This window comes from Paenibacillus sp. GCM10012306 (assembly GCF_042649265.1).
Classification (GTDB): domain Bacteria; phylum Bacillota; class Bacilli; order Paenibacillales; family Paenibacillaceae; genus Paenibacillus_AQ.
The window spans coordinates 706,199-721,100 of record NZ_JBHRYW010000001.1; the positions used below are offsets into that span (position 1 = coordinate 706,199).

A 14,902-nucleotide genomic window follows, 5' to 3' on the forward strand; every position below is an offset into this window, starting at 1 on the left:
GGACTGTCATCAACATATGATTGAGATACAGGATCTTTCCTTTTCCTATGGAGAGCAAAAAGTTATATCCGGACTTAGCTATACTGTAAAAGAGCGTGATTTTCTTGGCATCATTGGTTCTAATGGAGCCGGTAAAACCACGTTGATGAAAATGATCGTTGGCCTGCTGCCTCCGAGTAGCGGTGACATCAAGTTGTTTGGTCAATCCGTGCGTAAGTTTAAGGACTGGGAGCGGATCGGCTATGTGCCGCAGAAAAACGCGTTTAACCCGTTGTTCCCGGCGACTGTGCGCGAAGTGGTGCTGTCCGGTCTTTACAACAACAAGAACCTAATCCGCAGAGTATCGAAGGCACAGCAACGGCAGTGTGATGATGCACTCGAAGTGATGCGTATTCAGGATATTGCGGATAAAAGAGTCGGTCAGCTCTCCGGCGGTCAGCAGCAGCGTGTGTTCCTGGCGCGGGCGCTGATCAATCACCCGGATCTGCTTATTTTGGACGAACCTACTGTTGGGATTGATGCCGAGACACAGGCCGGATTTTTCGACCTGATCACGCATATGCATGCTCATCATCATATGACCTTCCTGATGGTGTCGCATGACATTGATATGATCCGTAATTATTTGGGCCAGGAGCCTGTCCAGCGTAACGGTAAAATCAATTTCTACTGCCGCCACTCTCATGATGTACAGGATTGCGTCGAGGATAATCTTCAGCACACGCTTAGTTGACGGATGCCGTGGTAATCCTCGGCCTGAAAGATGAAATTCAGCAAATGCTGACTAGTACGTCATAATAACGGGATTTTCTCCCGTTAATCTGATACATTTCTTGGTCAGTATTAAAATAACGGGATAAACTCCTGTTATTTTCAGTTATTCAGCTCGAATCCAATTAAAATGCTAGATTAACGGGAATAATTCCAGCTAATTTAAGAAAAAGGAGCTATCCTTCTTAAATAACTGGAGTTTTTCCAGTTATGCTCCCCGAGTGTTCCGGTATCGGAAGGTATCAACAGTGCAACGTTAGATAACCAAGAGCACTGGACCTTGCGGTTATCCATTGTATAACATGGGATAACCAAGAGCACTAGACCTTGCGGTTATCCATTGTATAACATAGGATAACCAAGAGCATTGGACCTTGCGGTTATCCATTGTATAACATAGGATAACCAAGAGCACTGGTTCTTGCAGTTATCCATTGTATAACATAGGATAACATCAGGTCTTCGCCCTTGCTTTTGATCTTGCTTTTGACCTTTATCTTGCCTTTGATCTTGTTAGTAGATCTTTTAAGTCCCTAAGTCCCGTCCACCGTAAAGCGTGTCCCGTGAGGGACGAAAGCGATCATGCGTCAAACGGCTCTAGTCACAGCAATCCCTTCCGCCTACGTCAGTTGCACTTAGCGGTGTCCAGAGGGTGCAGCCCTTTGGGGCCCTCCCTTGGGGAAGGGAGGGTTTGGGAGGGATCGAATAAAAAAGGAGAATCAATTTTGGAAATTCTATTCAGCGATTTTTTCCAGCGGGCGCTTGCGGGCGGGCTGCTGATTGGTATTACTGCGCCGCTTATAGGCGTTTTTCTTGTTCTTAGACGACTGTCGATGATCGGAGACACGCTCGCGCATGTCACGATTGCCGGTGTGGCGCTGGGCTTTTTGGCGGGATTTTATCCGCTGGGCGCAGGGCTGATTTTCGCCGTTGCCGCCTCCTTTGCCATTGAGAAGCTCCGCAAGGCGTACAAAAGCTACGCCGAGTTGTCGATTGCGATCATCATGTCTGGCGGTGTAGCGCTGGCCTCGCTTTTTTTCACTCTGGGCAAAGGGTACAATGCAGATGTGATGAGCTATCTGTTCGGTAGCATCTATACGCTCGACAATACGGACTTGCTCGTTGTTGGATTGGTTACGATAGCGGTTGTGGTCGTGGTTGCGTTATTCTTCAAGGAGTTCTTTTTGCTCAGCTTTGAGGAGGATGCTGCGAGCGTCAGCGGACTGCCGGTGAAGCTGTTGAACATGTTAATCACGATTCTGACCGCACTGGTAATCAGCACAGCGATCAAAATCGTGGGTTCGTTGCTAGTATCCGCGCTGCTGACCATACCTGTTGCCATTAGTCTACTGTTATCCCGCAGCTTTAAATCATCGGTCATTGTATCGGTGGTTATCGCGGAAATTGCGGTCGTGGGTGGACTTGTTGTAGCCGGAATCTGGAATCTTGCCCCAGGGGCGACGATTGTCCTGCTGCTTATCGCATTGCTTGCGCTCACGCTGATCGGAAAGAAGGGTCTGCCAACTTAAGCAGAGAATAAGTTAGTAGCCCCATGTAGGTGGGGTTGAACGTGTGAGTGCCCACAGCATGTGAATGCGAAGAAACTGAGAGTCTAAAAAACGAATGAGTGCAAATGAACATGTGAGCTAAGCATTTTAACATAACATCGAGACATCAGAAGTCATCATGAAGCCATCATACTAAAGAAGGTTTGCGGAAGAGACATTAATCGGGAAGGAGCGCTGCTGCTTTGTCCAACATTAATGCAGGGATAGCCTTTGCTGCGGGTCTGGCTTCATTTATCTCTCCATGCTGCCTGCCTCTTTATCCTTCGTATTTGTCTTACATAACCGGATTATCTGTTCAGCAATTGAAGAGCGGCGGCAACTCCAAAGAGGTCCGTTTCCGGACCTTGAGTCATACTTTGGCATTTATCCTTGGGTTTTCAGCGGTTTTTTACACTTTAGGCTTTGGCGCGGGGTTGTTCGGGCAGTTCTTCAACGGCCAGCGTGATCTGATCCGCCAGCTGTCGGCAATCCTTATTATTGTTATGGGTCTGTTTCTGCTCGGTGTTTTTCAGCCGCAATTTCTGATGCGTGAACGAAAGCTGAATCTCAAATGGAAGCCGGCAGGCTATGCCGGATCTTTTATCTTCGGCATTGGCTTTTCTGCCGGCTGGTCACCGTGCATTGGCCCGATTCTGACGGCTATCATTGCGCTCTCCGCCAGTGATCCCGGCACGTGGTTCACCCTAATTACCGCATACAGTGTCGGGTTTGCGCTACCTTTCTTTGCCTTAGCTTTCTTTCTGGGCGGAGCCAGACGCATCCTTAAATACTCCAACTTGTTAATGAAGATCGGCGGTGTCCTGATGGTGTTTATGGGCCTGCTGCTCTTTACGGATCAGATGTTCCGCATCACGATTTGGTTGCAGGGTATTACACCTGATTGGCTGAAATTTTAGGCTGAACTAATCTGCAATTATATGGGACAATGGCTATGATCCATCCTGCTTCTTTAGCTATATAGATTGAACTAAAAAAATTAACCCTATATTAGAATCCTAAGTTCAATCTATATAGAAGATGCTGCTAATGCTGCCTGAGTCATCAGGTGAAATAATCAATCTTGCCTTCTGGAAAATGCTCGAAAATCCGCTCTGTGATGAATTCTCGCAGGGCGGTTTGTTGTTCATCAGGGTACACATATTTGTTCTGGCCCCAACGCCCCCATTTCTTTTTCCGCTTCTCAATATCCATCTCCAGCTTCGACTTCGGATAACGCTTCTCAATGACCGTCTTTGCTGTCTTGGTGAAGCGATGCTGAATCATCTCAAAGGTCAAGCCTTTTCCCGCCTCTGAAGGCAGAGCTTCGGCAAGCTTGGACAGCAGCTCGGCATAACCCTCCTGCCAGCCGTCATGCCAGATAATAGGGGCAATAATGAAGCCTAGCGGGTACCCGGCTCGTGCGATCTTTCCAGCGGCCTCTATGCGTTCCTCAAACCGGGCAGTCGCCGGCTCAAAATTCTTGATGACATAATCGGCGTTGATACTGAAGCGGATACGCGTATGACCGTTGTGCTGAAGCTTGAGCAGCGAATCTACATGCTGATACTTGGTAACAAATCGCAGCCGCCCCAGCGGCTCTTTGGCCATGAAATTAATCAGCTCCTCCAGAGAACCTGTAATATGCTCCAGGCCTAGTGGATCGGAGGTACAGGCTGCTTCGAACGTGGTGATTTCCGGTGAGCGCTCTTCAATATATTTTTTGGCAGCATCCATCACATCATCTGTATTGACATATACGCGAATATAAGGCTTGGATCCAAGCGTGGTTTGAAGATAACAATAATGGCAGTGCCCCATACATCCGGTCGCGATAGGAATAGCATAATCAGCAGAAGGCTTGGACTGGTCGAAGGTTAGTGTTTTGCGTAATCCGACAACAAGTGTTCGTTTGGCGATTTTATACTGCTCGATTTCCGTTTCGCCGGGAAGATTGGTGATACGGTTATGCGAGGTAGTCATGCGGTAAGGGATATTATTGCTCTTAACCCAAGCCATAATCCGCTCCCCTTTGGGATAATTCAGGGCGTTCGGCTCGAAAAAAACAAGCTCAGGCATGAAGGGGGCTGTAGGTTTTATTTGCCGCCTGACTGCAGGGCGTTTCGGTGTCACTGTAGACATGCATACACGCTCCTTCACATAGGGGATATCTTTAGTGTGCTGATTTTATAGTCATTGAAACCGTGGTAATGCTGTGCAATTTGGACTGCAAAATGTGGCGGGACTTGCCAAGGAGCGGGAGAAACATGTATCATTGTTAGAGCAAGGTTTGGCCGCCTGCGCCACGCTCATTATAGAAAAGAGGTAAAGTTGAATGCCAACACCCAGCATGGAGGATTATTTGGAGCGCATATACAAGCTCATTGATGAGAAAGGGTATGCGCGGGTCTCGGATATTGCCGAGGGATTGGAAGTCCACCCTTCATCTGTGACCAAGATGATCCAAAAACTGGATAAGGACGAATATCTCATCTATGAGAAATATCGTGGGCTTGTCCTGACCAATAAAGGAAAAAAAGTGGGAAAACGACTGGTTGACCGTCATCAGCTGTTAGAGCAATTTCTCGAACTGATCGGTGTGCAAGAGGAGAATATCTATAAGGATGTTGAAGGCATCGAGCATCACTTGAGCTGGGATTCGATCACACGTATTGAGACACTGGTGGAATACTTCCGCCGGGACCAGGAACGAGTGCAGACGCTGTATAATATTCATGATGAACTGGTTAGCGATTCTTAGAAAAAGGAACCCGGATCTTCCTTTTCTACGGATTTACCGCAACCTTTCCCAGTTTTTTACGTCAAAACGGATACCGTCCTTTTTAGGATGACTCCGTTTTTTTGTTTTTTACCACACTTTTTGGATTGGGGAGGAATTATGAAATACCGTAAATGGATGCTTGGATTACTGGTAATCATCCTGAGTCTGCCGCTGTTTTCTGTAGGGATACGTGCAGCGGGGATTCAGATTACGATTGAACTGGATGGGGAGGCACTGGTCAGTGATGTGCCACCTTATATCACACCAAAGAATGTGACAATGGTGCCTATCAGCGTTATTAGTAAAGGGCTGCGCGCCGGCGTTGAATGGAATCAGAACAGTAAGACAGCTACGATCACGCAGGGCGACACGGTAATCAAGCTGACTAGCGGCCAGAAGAACGCCCTCGTGAATGGAACAGCTATAACCCTAGAATCCACCGTAGAGGTGAAGCAGGGGCGGGTAATGGTACCACTGCGTTTTGTCAGTGAACAGCTCGGGTTGCAGGTGGTATGGGATCAAGTAACGAAGCATATTTCCTTGTATACAGGGGCAGAGCCGCCGCAATCCTCAGGTCCGCAGCCGACACCATCGACTGCACCTACCTCTACACCTGTGCCTACAGGGACACCAGCTTCTACAGCAACGCCAGCACCAACGACGACGCCATCACCAACTGGAACAGTACCAAATGTTCCGTTACCTGGGGCCGGGGTCAGCAAAGAGATGAAAGGCGCATGGATTTCCTCTGTTTTCAATCTGGATTGGCCATCAGTATCTTCCGCCGGGAAAATCGACAAGCAGAAGCAGGAATTTGATAATCTGCTGGACAAGCTGAAGGCAGTGGGCTTTAATGCAGTCTTCGTGCAGGTTAGACCCTCTGCAGATAGCCTGTATCCTTCGTCCCTGGTGCCATGGTCGAAGGTATTGACCGGAACGCAAGGCAAAGACCCGGGCTATGACCCGCTCGCCTATATGGTCAGTGCAGCACACGCACGCGGTATGCAATTTCATGCCTGGTTCAACCCGTTCCGGGCTACAACGGATGCTTCAACTACAGGCCTTGCGAGTAATCATGTAGTTAAAGCTCATCCTGAATGGATAGTGAATGCTGGAGGCAAGCTGTACATAAATCCAGGGGTGCCTGAGGCTCGTCAGCATATTATTGATACGGTAATGGAAGTCGTCAATGGCTATGACATTGATGGCGTTCATCTGGACGATTATTTCTATCCGTCGAATACGACCTTCTCCGATGATGGAACCTTCAAGAGTTATAACGCCAAGGGAGTCGTATCGAAGGACGACTGGCGCCGGGACAACATCAATGAGTTCGTTCGCCAACTTGGGTCACAGATTCACAGCGCCAAGCCATCGGTATCGTATGGCATTAGTCCGTTTGGCGTCTGGCGCAACATCAAGATGGACAGCACTGGCTCTGATACCACCGCAGGCGTAACCGCCTATGACAGCATGTATGCCGATGTGCGGACATGGGTCAAGCAGGGTTGGATCGATTATGTTGCTCCGCAGATTTATTGGAGTCTGTCTTTCAACGCCGCACGGTATGACAAGCTGGTGGATTGGTGGGTGAATGAGGTAGGTAACACTAACGTGAAGCTCTACATCGGCCTGGCAGCTTATAAAGTAGGGGCCAGCGACCAAAGTGCGGAATGGCAGAGCGGTCAGCAGATTATCAATCAATTGAAATATAACGAGAAATATAATGAGGTGGCGGGAAGCATTATGTTCCGCGCCAATGATATTGTTGTCAGAGATCCGTTTGGCCTTTCAAGCCTGCTGACATTTTATTTTAAGCCCTGATTCTTTAGTTATCCCTTATAAGTCATGAATGTACCCCCGTGCTCATAGATAAGCAGTAAGATCTATGGGAACGGGGGTAATTCTATGGTTATGGCTATTAATGCTGTATTTGAAGGCGGGGGAGTAAAGGGGATTGCACTGGCGGGTGCTGTAGCGGCAACTGAGAGGGCAGGACGTACCTTTAGAAAAGTGGCAGGGACGTCTTCTGGCTCCATTGTGGCCAGCCTGATTGCCGCAGGCTATAACGGGGAGGAAATGAGCGGGATTATTAGGGAGACAGCCTTCACGATGTTTCTGAAGCGGGCACCTGTCTTCAACACCGGCATTGTCGGTCCGGCCCTGCGGGTGATGCTGAAGAAAGGATTGTATTCTGGCGAAGCGTTGGAATCGTGGATTCGCGGCATCCTGGAACAAAAGGGGGTGCGTACATTCGGCGATCTGCCACGCGGTAAATTGTACATTGTCGCTTCGGATATTACGAATGGGCGGATTGTCGTGCTTCCAGATGGGCTTAAGGACTACGGCATATCGCCGGAACAGTTTAGCGTGGCGAGAGCGGTGCGCATGAGCTGCAGTATTCCCTATTTCTTCGATCCGGTCATGCTGCGATTAAGTGGAGAGGCTGCGAAAGGCAAGCGATTTAGAGAGCAAATCGTGTACATCGTAGATGGCGGCTTGCTGAGTAATTTTCCGTTATGGTTGTTCCAGGAAAATAGCGGACCGTCTGCAAGTCCACTGGCTCCTGTTGTCGGCTATAGAATGATAGGCAGGGCAGATCCTCAGCCGAACCGGATTACCGGTCCATTCACGATGCTGCAGGCGATGATATCCACCATGCTATCCGCCCATGATGAACGGTATATTGAGAAGCAGAAGCTTGACCGCACTGTAAGAATTCCCACGCTGGGGGTCGGTACGACCCAATTTGACATTACACCGGAACTAAGTGACAAGCTATATGATTCTGGATTCAAGGCGGGCGAGGCGTTCTTCAAGGGCTGGCGGCCGCATTGAAGAGCAGACTTAATGAAAAAGGCATCTCTCACGTGACAAGCTAACGTGGAGATGCCTTTTTTGCATTAATGATATTTGGGTAGGTGATCATCGTTCTTGCCCTTGCTGCCTTCGATGACCTGGAATGGATAGCTTTTGCGTTTGCCAGGCGAGGCCTGGCTCTTGCGGGCGCCAGTTGCGCCAGCTACCTTGGCCATCGTCTTCTGGGAGGGCTTAACCTTGATCTTCGATCCACGCGTGCCTCCGCCATAAGACCGTTTTTTGAAGAAATAATAGATCACAGCGATCAAGAGAACCGGGATAATCAGTTCAGATAACGCCCTCCAATTACTATCGATGATCGCGTTCACCACTCCGAATGCTGCCAGCAGTATTGCACTCCAAAAAATCAAAGCATGCCTTTTCATAGGCCACTCATCCTTTCGCCGGATCCAATATGCCTGACACACTTGCTCCCGCATAACCCTTTGCTTCGATCTCTGCGTCCAACTCCCGCATGCGGTTGAAGGAAGCGATAGATACCTCTACTTGTTCGTCCTTAGGCTCCTTCGTTGTGAGCAATTGAAGCCACAGACCCGGATAGCCCAGGTACTTCAATCCTGGTATGTCGCGTACTGCGTTCGTTCCCTTCAAGACTTCAAAGGAGACCCCGATAACCACCGGCAGCAAAATAATCCGCTGAATGACACGTTCCCACAGACTATCCCATGGAACTACAGAGTAAATAATGACGCCAAGCACAATCGTCAGCATCATGAAGCTGCTTCCGCAGCGGTAATGCAGGCGGCTGTACTTCTGTACGTTGCGCACGGTCAATTCCTCACCAGCTTCAAAAGCGCTGATGACCTTATGCTCCGCGCCATGATACTGGAAGAGCCGCTTGATAACCGGTGTCTGGGAGATCGCCCACAGATAGACGAGCAGCAGAATCAGCTTGATGGCACCTTCTATGATGTTGTGCAAAACATAGTTATCAAATGCATTCTTAAAAAAGAAACTTTCAACGAATACCGGTACGAGGGTGAAAATCACCTTGCCAAAGATAAACGAAAGAATACCCATGACTGCGACGCCAAAAATCATCCCGAGGCTCCAGCCCTCTTCCTTATCCTTCTTCTTAGGTTTGGCGGCTTCTTCTGGCTCTACCTCATCCTCGGCATAAGATTCTGCGGAATAATTCAGGTGCTTGGAGCCCTTGGCGCTGGCATCTATAATACTGACAAGGCCGCGAAGCAGCGGGATTTTGCGCAGTTTAACGACCCAGCTTTTGTCGCTCCTCGGTACCTCCAAAAATGTGATTTCCTGATTCTTGCGCCGTACGGCAGTTACGTTAACATGCTTGCCGCCGAACATGACGCCTTCAATAACGGCTTGGCCGCCGTAGCTTGGAGTTTCCTGGGACAACCGCATTCACCTTCCCGTTGTAATATATTTGTATATCCTTCATTGTAACTAATTTTTACGGACATTACTAGTTGGATCGGCTTTTACTGTACATACTATCCATTAGAGTGAGGATAAGGATGTTTAGGCCTCATTAAACCAATGAGGAAAGGGTGTACAGTCAAGATGAGCAAGTCACAACAACAGAAGACCGTGCATACAAATCGGTTTGTGTTTGCCGTGGAGCTGGGCTTTTTTGCCGGATTCATCTGGGGAGGTGCCCGCTGGATCATGTATACACTGCGCTTTACCAAGGTCATTCCTGCTTTTTTGGCAGAACCTTTCTTCAAGCATGACTTCTTGCTGAAGCCGGCGGGCCATCTGATCGGTTACTTGTTCTTTATTGTTCTGTCGGTGATCGCTGCCCTGATTTATGTATTCGCACTACGCTGGTTAAAGGGCCCGTGGCCGGGGATGATTTATGGCATACTCTGGTGGGCAGGCCTCTTCCTGGCGGGTTCCTGGCTCTTCCTGTTACAGCGGCCATTCCGGCTGCCATGGAATTCAGTGGTCAGTGAATTTTGCGTATTTTTACTCTGGGGACTGTTTATTGGCTACACCACTGCAATGGAGTACACAGATGAGCGTAAGCGGGAACAGAAGAGCATACTTACTTAAACGCCTCAAAAAAACTTCTCAAGGGCATAACCCTATGTTAAAATACAATGTGGCTATTTTGAGAGGAGAATGAAAATGGGCAACAAGCGTGTCTCCAAGCTGCGCAAGACTTTGCTGGATCAGGGTTTGGATGCGATCTTAATTACCAGCGACATCAACCGCCGCTATTTGAGCGGATTTACCGGATCGTCAGGCTATGTACTCGTCACAGGTGATGATGCATATTTGCTGACAGACTTCAGGTATATGACACAGGCAGCGGATCAATCAAACGGATTAAAAGTGGTAGAGCACGCTTCCAAGTTTCTAGATACCGTACGTGAATTGCTGCCAGCAGGCAACAATGTGCGTATTGGCTTTGAACAGGATCATGTGGCTTACAGCGCTTATACAGCTTATGCGGATGCTTTGAAGCCGGCTGAGTTGGTTCCGGTATCCAAGGCTGTTGAGAACCTGCGCACCTACAAGGATGAAGAAGAGCTGGCTGTCATGAGACGGGCTGGCGCGCTCGCGGATGATACTTTCCGCCATATTCTGAATGTGATCAAACCGGGCATGACCGAACGTGATGTGGATCTGGAAATGGAATTCTACATGCGTACCCATGGGGCAACGTCTTCGTCCTTCGATACGATCGTGGCTTCCGGTGAACGTTCGTCGATGCCGCATGGTGTGGCGAGCAGCCGTGTGATCAAGGGCAATGAGTTCATAACCTTGGACTTCGGTGCTCTGCTTGACGGATACTGCTCCGACCTGACGCGGACCATTGCGCTGGGATCACCAGATCCGAAGCTGAAAGAGATTTATGATATTGTGCTGGAAGCTCAGCTACATACGCTGGCCAATATCAAACCTGGCATGACTGGACGTGAATGCGACGCACTGGCGCGTGATATCATTACGCGTTATGGCTACGGCGAGCAGTTCGGACACAGCACAGGCCATGGTCTTGGTATGGAAGTGCATGAATGGCCGCGTCTCTCCAAGCTCAGTGATGAGATTATGGAGCCAGGCATGGTAGTTACCGTGGAGCCGGGGATTTATCTGCCGGGTCTTGGCGGCGTACGCATTGAAGATGATGTAGTGATTACGGAAAGCGGCATTGCGCTGCTGACGCACTCGTCCAAAGAGTATACAGTATTGTAATTCGGTTTTAAGCCCATGAGTAGCTTTCGAACGGGAAGACTATATTTTCTCATCAGGGTTCCATTATAATTATTGATTTCAGGAGGGGTATTTGTGATTTCAGTTAACGATTTTAAAACAGGTTTGACCGTAGAGGTGGACGGCGATATCTTCACCGTTCTTGATTTCCAGCATGTTAAGCCAGGTAAAGGTGCGGCATTCGTACGCTCCAAGCTTAAAAACCTGCGCAACGGTAACACCGTTGAGCGTACTTTCCGTGCAGGCGAAACCATCGGTCGCGCCATCATCGAAAATCGTGGTGTACAGTACCTGTATGCCAGCGGTTCGGAGCACACTTTCATGGACAACGAAACTTACGATCAGTTCGAACTGTCCAGCAAGCAGCTTGAATGGGAACTTCACTTCCTGAAAGAGAACATGACTGTGAACATCGTGAGCTATCAAGGCGAGATCCTCGGGATCAACCTGCCTACCAGCGTAGAGCTGAAGGTTACTGAAACTGAGCCAGGCGTTAAAGGAAACACCGCTCAAGGTGCTACTAAAGCCGCGACGCTGGAGACTGGTCACACCGTACAAGTACCTTTGTTCATCAACGAAGGCGACGTTCTTCTGATCGATACTCGCGAAGGTAAATACATCTCCCGCGCGTAGTCTTTCAGTCAAGAGCTATGTTCCATATAAGATTTTATTGCGTACAAGCCCCCTGCATTAGCGGTGGGGCTTGTACGTGTTTGGGTTTCCAAAACAAATAAATTCCTGTTAAAATCCTTTTGTAAGGGGCCTGTTTCCGGACAATCCAAGAATTGCCCGGATATTTTTTTGTGAAACCATTAACGCATAACACTAATTTCGTATTATACTGATTTAAAGCGGGAAACTGAAAGTTAGATACTACATAGACCGAAATAGGGAGTGAATGAGACTTTGTCACTTTATGTCATGAAATTCGGGGGCAGCTCCGTTGGCGACATCGAACGCATGAAGCGGGTCGCAGGACGTATTGCACAGAAGCAAGATGAGGGCCACCGCTGTGTTGTAGTTGTATCCGCCATGGGCGATACGACAGATGATTTGATTGATCAGGCGAAGGAGCTGAACGCTCAGCCACCAGCGCGTGAAATGGATATGCTGATGACTACAGGGGAGCAAATCTCTGTGGCTTTGTTGTCTATCGCACTGCATGGGATTGGCCGGGACGCTGTGTCCTATACAGGCTGGCAGGCTGGATTCCGTACAGATGAAACGCACGGACGGGCTCGCATTAACGAAATTTTGCCTGACCGCGTGCTGGAGTCGCTGGAGAAGAACCAGATTGTCATCGTTGCCGGCTTCCAGGGGATGACGGTGAACGGAGAGATCACCACGCTAGGTCGCGGTGGTTCTGACACAACGGCTGTTGCACTTGCGGCGGCGATCAAAGCGGATGTGTGTGAGATCTACACTGATGTCGACGGGATTTACTCAACCGACCCGCGGATCGTGAAGACTGCGCGCAAACTGAAAGAAATCTCTTACGACGAGATGCTGGAGCTCGCCAATCTGGGCGCTGCTGTTCTGCATCCGCGTGCTGTAGAGTATGCTAAACGTCACCAAGTCAAGCTGGTCGTCAGATCAAGCTTTAACCATAATGAAGGTACTGTTGTGAAGGAGGAAACAAACATGGAGCAGGGAGTAGTGGTAAGCGGTATTGCCTACGACAAGAACGTGGCGCGGATCAGCATTTTGGGAGTGCCTGATGTGCCGGGTGTACTGGCCCAAGTCTTCGGCAAGCTGGCTGAAGAAGGCATTGATGTGGATATTATTGTACAGAGCGGCGTACAAGGGGAGCATGCAGATTTCTCCTTTACCGTCTCGCTGGATGATCTGGAACGTGCTAAGGAAGTGATTAAGGAGCTGCATAGCGCACTGCCTTACCGTGAAGTGACCTCCGAGGATAATCTTATCAAGGTATCCATTGTCGGCGCTGGTATGGTCAGCCATCCTGGCGTGGCCGCACAGATGTTTGATGTTATCTCGAGACAAGGCGTTAGCATCAAGATGGTTAGTACGTCCGAGATCAAAGTATCTTGTGTCATTGAATCGGGCAATCTGCAAAATATTATTCAGGCGCTTCACACCGCCTATAATTTGGATACCACTGAGCAAGCTTTTGTGGGCGGCCCACAGGACCGTCGTTAAGCTATACGTGAACGCACAAACAGGGATGTCAGCAGCCATTACGGCTGCCGGCATCCCTGTTTTTATGGTTTTATGTGGAACTATGTAATACGAACAAAAGAAATTAACCAAAAGCAAAGATGCGCGAACAGGGAAGCTTGGGACTGTGTAGATAGAAAGTGCTCGTCGAAAAGATCTCGTCTGAAGTGCTCGCCTGAAGTGCTCGCCTGAAGTGCTCGCCTGAAAGAGCACGTCTGAAAGCAGCCTTCTATAAGGAGAGCTGGCGCCGGAATTTAGACTGTCAACAGATTTTTCGCTAGAAGCGCTACATTCCCCTTCATCAGTCGTCTTAACAGTGAAAAAGAGGGACTACTCCCCAACTAAGAGCATTTTTGTACCTTATTTTTCTTCAATAAAAGCAAATTAGGGAAATAAGGGCAATATTGCATCTTATTTTTTGAAAAAGCATGCTGGACAGTGTATTCTCAAGAATTTAAGGTGCAATATTGCACTTAATCTCCACTACCTCCTAGCTGCAGAGGATTTAAGGTGCGAAAATGCCATTAATTACACTTTGAACCTTTTATAAAGCTCTCTTTTTCTTGGCTATGTTTGTTTTTTAATACGTTCTATATAGCGGCTGCACTCTTTGAAAAAACTCGAATCTGAATCTATCGGATCACTCCGCACTGCTAGGCAAGCCTTCTGAACCGGCCCAGAATCTCTACCGTCTCCAGCACATTGACGAAGGCTTTCGGATCAGTCTCCAGGATCGTCTTTCTAAGCTCCGACAGCTCATAGCGGGTTGTGACCGTCATCAGCATGGTGTTGCCCTCATGACTGTAACCACCCTCCGCATTCACTACGGTAACCCCATGCGGCAGAAGGGTGAGCCGGTTCAGCATTTTCTCCCGTTCCTTGGTGACGATGAAGCAGGTCAGTTTGATGTGGCGGATGTGAATCATATCCACGACCCGGCTTTTGACGAAGATGCAGAGCATGGCATACAGGGCCGAATCCCAGCTTTTGAAGAAACCGAGACTCAAAATCACAACCCCGTCCATGACGAACAGGATCGAGCCCATCGGAATATCGTGCTTACGGGTAATAATAGAGCCAAGAATATCAAATCCCCCGGAGGAACCACCGACTCGCAGCGCGAATCCAACCCCGCAGGCAATAATTACCCCACCGAAAATACTGGCCAGAATCGGGTCCTTGGTCAATTTCACCACGGGAATAATCGTCATGAACCAGGTTGTAGCCACCACCGAGAGCATGCTTAGACAGATATACTTCTTGCCCACAGCGATAAAGCCCCACACCAAAATCGGTAAGTTCATTGCAAAATAAAATATAGTGATATATTTCGGATTGGTTAGATACCCGACTACCGATGCTGCCCCGGCTATACCTCCACTTAACAACTGGTGCGGAATCAGAAACAGACGCAGTCCGCTGGCGACCAAGAAGGCCGAGATAATAATAATTACCACTTCTCGCGCCCGCTTCACAGCAACTGCGCCAGTTAGTCCTGCCCATAAACTTCGAACATGCATAATGATGATCCCCTCTTTTTTTCTCGTGTAAAAATAAATTTATC

At 48.7% G+C, this 14,902-nt stretch carries 14 protein-coding genes; 10 read left to right on the top strand and 4 right to left on the bottom strand.

Going from position 1 to position 14,902, the window contains the following annotated elements; translation table 11 throughout:
- Nucleotides 1–16 precede the first annotated feature (16 nt).
- The 3 genes from ACFORK_RS03090 (at nt 17) to ACFORK_RS03100 (ending at nt 3,235) form a co-directional block, all read left to right on the top strand.
- On the top strand, nt 17–733 hold the full coding sequence (locus tag ACFORK_RS03090; protein ID WP_483874833.1) for a metal ABC transporter ATP-binding protein: 717 nt from the start codon (nt 17–19) through the stop codon (nt 731–733).
- Nucleotides 734–1,496: 763 nt separating this feature from the next.
- Complete coding sequence (locus tag ACFORK_RS03095) at nt 1,497–2,300, top strand: metal ABC transporter permease (protein ID WP_379195483.1); 804 nt, start codon at nt 1,497–1,499, stop codon at nt 2,298–2,300.
- Nucleotides 2,301–2,521: 221 nt separating this feature from the next.
- Nucleotides 2,522–3,235 (top strand): cytochrome c biogenesis CcdA family protein, encoded by a 714-nt coding sequence (locus ACFORK_RS03100; RefSeq protein ID WP_379195485.1) that lies wholly within the window; start codon nt 2,522–2,524, stop codon nt 3,233–3,235.
- Between the two features lie 145 nt (nt 3,236–3,380).
- On the opposite strand, the gene splB is transcribed toward ACFORK_RS03100, so the two are convergent.
- Complete coding sequence (splB, locus tag ACFORK_RS03105; RefSeq protein WP_379195487.1) at nt 3,381–4,457, bottom strand: spore photoproduct lyase; 1,077 nt, start codon at nt 4,455–4,457, stop codon at nt 3,381–3,383.
- 193 nt (nt 4,458–4,650) lie between these two features.
- On the opposite strand from splB, the gene mntR reads away from it, so the two are divergent.
- The 3 genes from mntR to ACFORK_RS03120 all read left to right on the top strand — a co-directional run bounded on the left by mntR (nt 4,651) and on the right by ACFORK_RS03120 (nt 7,935).
- Nucleotides 4,651–5,076, top strand: a complete 426-nt coding sequence (gene mntR, locus ACFORK_RS03110) for a transcriptional regulator MntR (RefSeq protein ID WP_379195489.1) — start codon at nt 4,651–4,653, stop codon at nt 5,074–5,076.
- A 138-nt stretch (nt 5,077–5,214) separates the two neighbouring features.
- A complete protein-coding gene (locus ACFORK_RS03115; protein WP_379195491.1) occupies nt 5,215–6,921 on the top strand; it encodes a family 10 glycosylhydrolase in 1,707 nt (568 codons plus the stop codon).
- A 90-nt stretch (nt 6,922–7,011) separates the two neighbouring features.
- On the top strand, nt 7,012–7,935 hold the full coding sequence (locus ACFORK_RS03120) for a patatin-like phospholipase family protein (protein ID WP_379195766.1): 924 nt from the start codon (nt 7,012–7,014) through the stop codon (nt 7,933–7,935).
- Between the two features lie 65 nt (nt 7,936–8,000).
- Here the strand turns inward: ACFORK_RS03120 and ACFORK_RS03125 are convergent, their stop codons facing one another.
- Nucleotides 8,001–8,342, bottom strand: a complete 342-nt coding sequence (locus ACFORK_RS03125) for a hypothetical protein (RefSeq protein WP_379195493.1) — start codon at nt 8,340–8,342, stop codon at nt 8,001–8,003.
- Nucleotides 8,343–8,349: 7 nt separating this feature from the next.
- Nucleotides 8,350–9,345, bottom strand: a complete 996-nt coding sequence (locus ACFORK_RS03130; protein WP_379195496.1) for a DUF1385 domain-containing protein — start codon at nt 9,343–9,345, stop codon at nt 8,350–8,352.
- A 159-nt stretch (nt 9,346–9,504) separates the two neighbouring features.
- On the opposite strand from ACFORK_RS03130, the gene ACFORK_RS03135 reads away from it, so the two are divergent.
- The 4 genes from ACFORK_RS03135 (at nt 9,505) to ACFORK_RS03150 (ending at nt 13,320) form a co-directional block, all read left to right on the top strand.
- A complete protein-coding gene (locus tag ACFORK_RS03135) occupies nt 9,505–9,996 on the top strand; it encodes a YqhR family membrane protein (RefSeq protein ID WP_379195498.1) in 492 nt (163 codons plus the stop codon).
- A gap of 75 nt (nt 9,997–10,071) precedes the next feature.
- Entirely contained in the window at nt 10,072–11,142 is a 1,071-nt protein-coding gene (locus ACFORK_RS03140; RefSeq protein WP_379195500.1) for a M24 family metallopeptidase, read from the top strand.
- 93 nt (nt 11,143–11,235) lie between these two features.
- A complete protein-coding gene (gene efp / locus ACFORK_RS03145) occupies nt 11,236–11,793 on the top strand; it encodes an elongation factor P (RefSeq protein WP_379195502.1) in 558 nt (185 codons plus the stop codon).
- A 273-nt stretch (nt 11,794–12,066) separates the two neighbouring features.
- Nucleotides 12,067–13,320, top strand: a complete 1,254-nt coding sequence (locus ACFORK_RS03150) for an aspartate kinase (RefSeq protein WP_379195768.1) — start codon at nt 12,067–12,069, stop codon at nt 13,318–13,320.
- A gap of 671 nt (nt 13,321–13,991) precedes the next feature.
- Here the strand turns inward: ACFORK_RS03150 and ACFORK_RS03155 are convergent.
- Nucleotides 13,992–14,858 carry a YitT family protein gene (locus ACFORK_RS03155; RefSeq protein WP_379195504.1) on the bottom strand — a complete coding sequence of 289 codons (867 nt, stop codon included), beginning with the start codon at nt 14,856–14,858 and terminating at the stop codon, nt 13,992–13,994.
- Between the last annotated feature and the right edge of the window lie 44 nt (nt 14,859–14,902).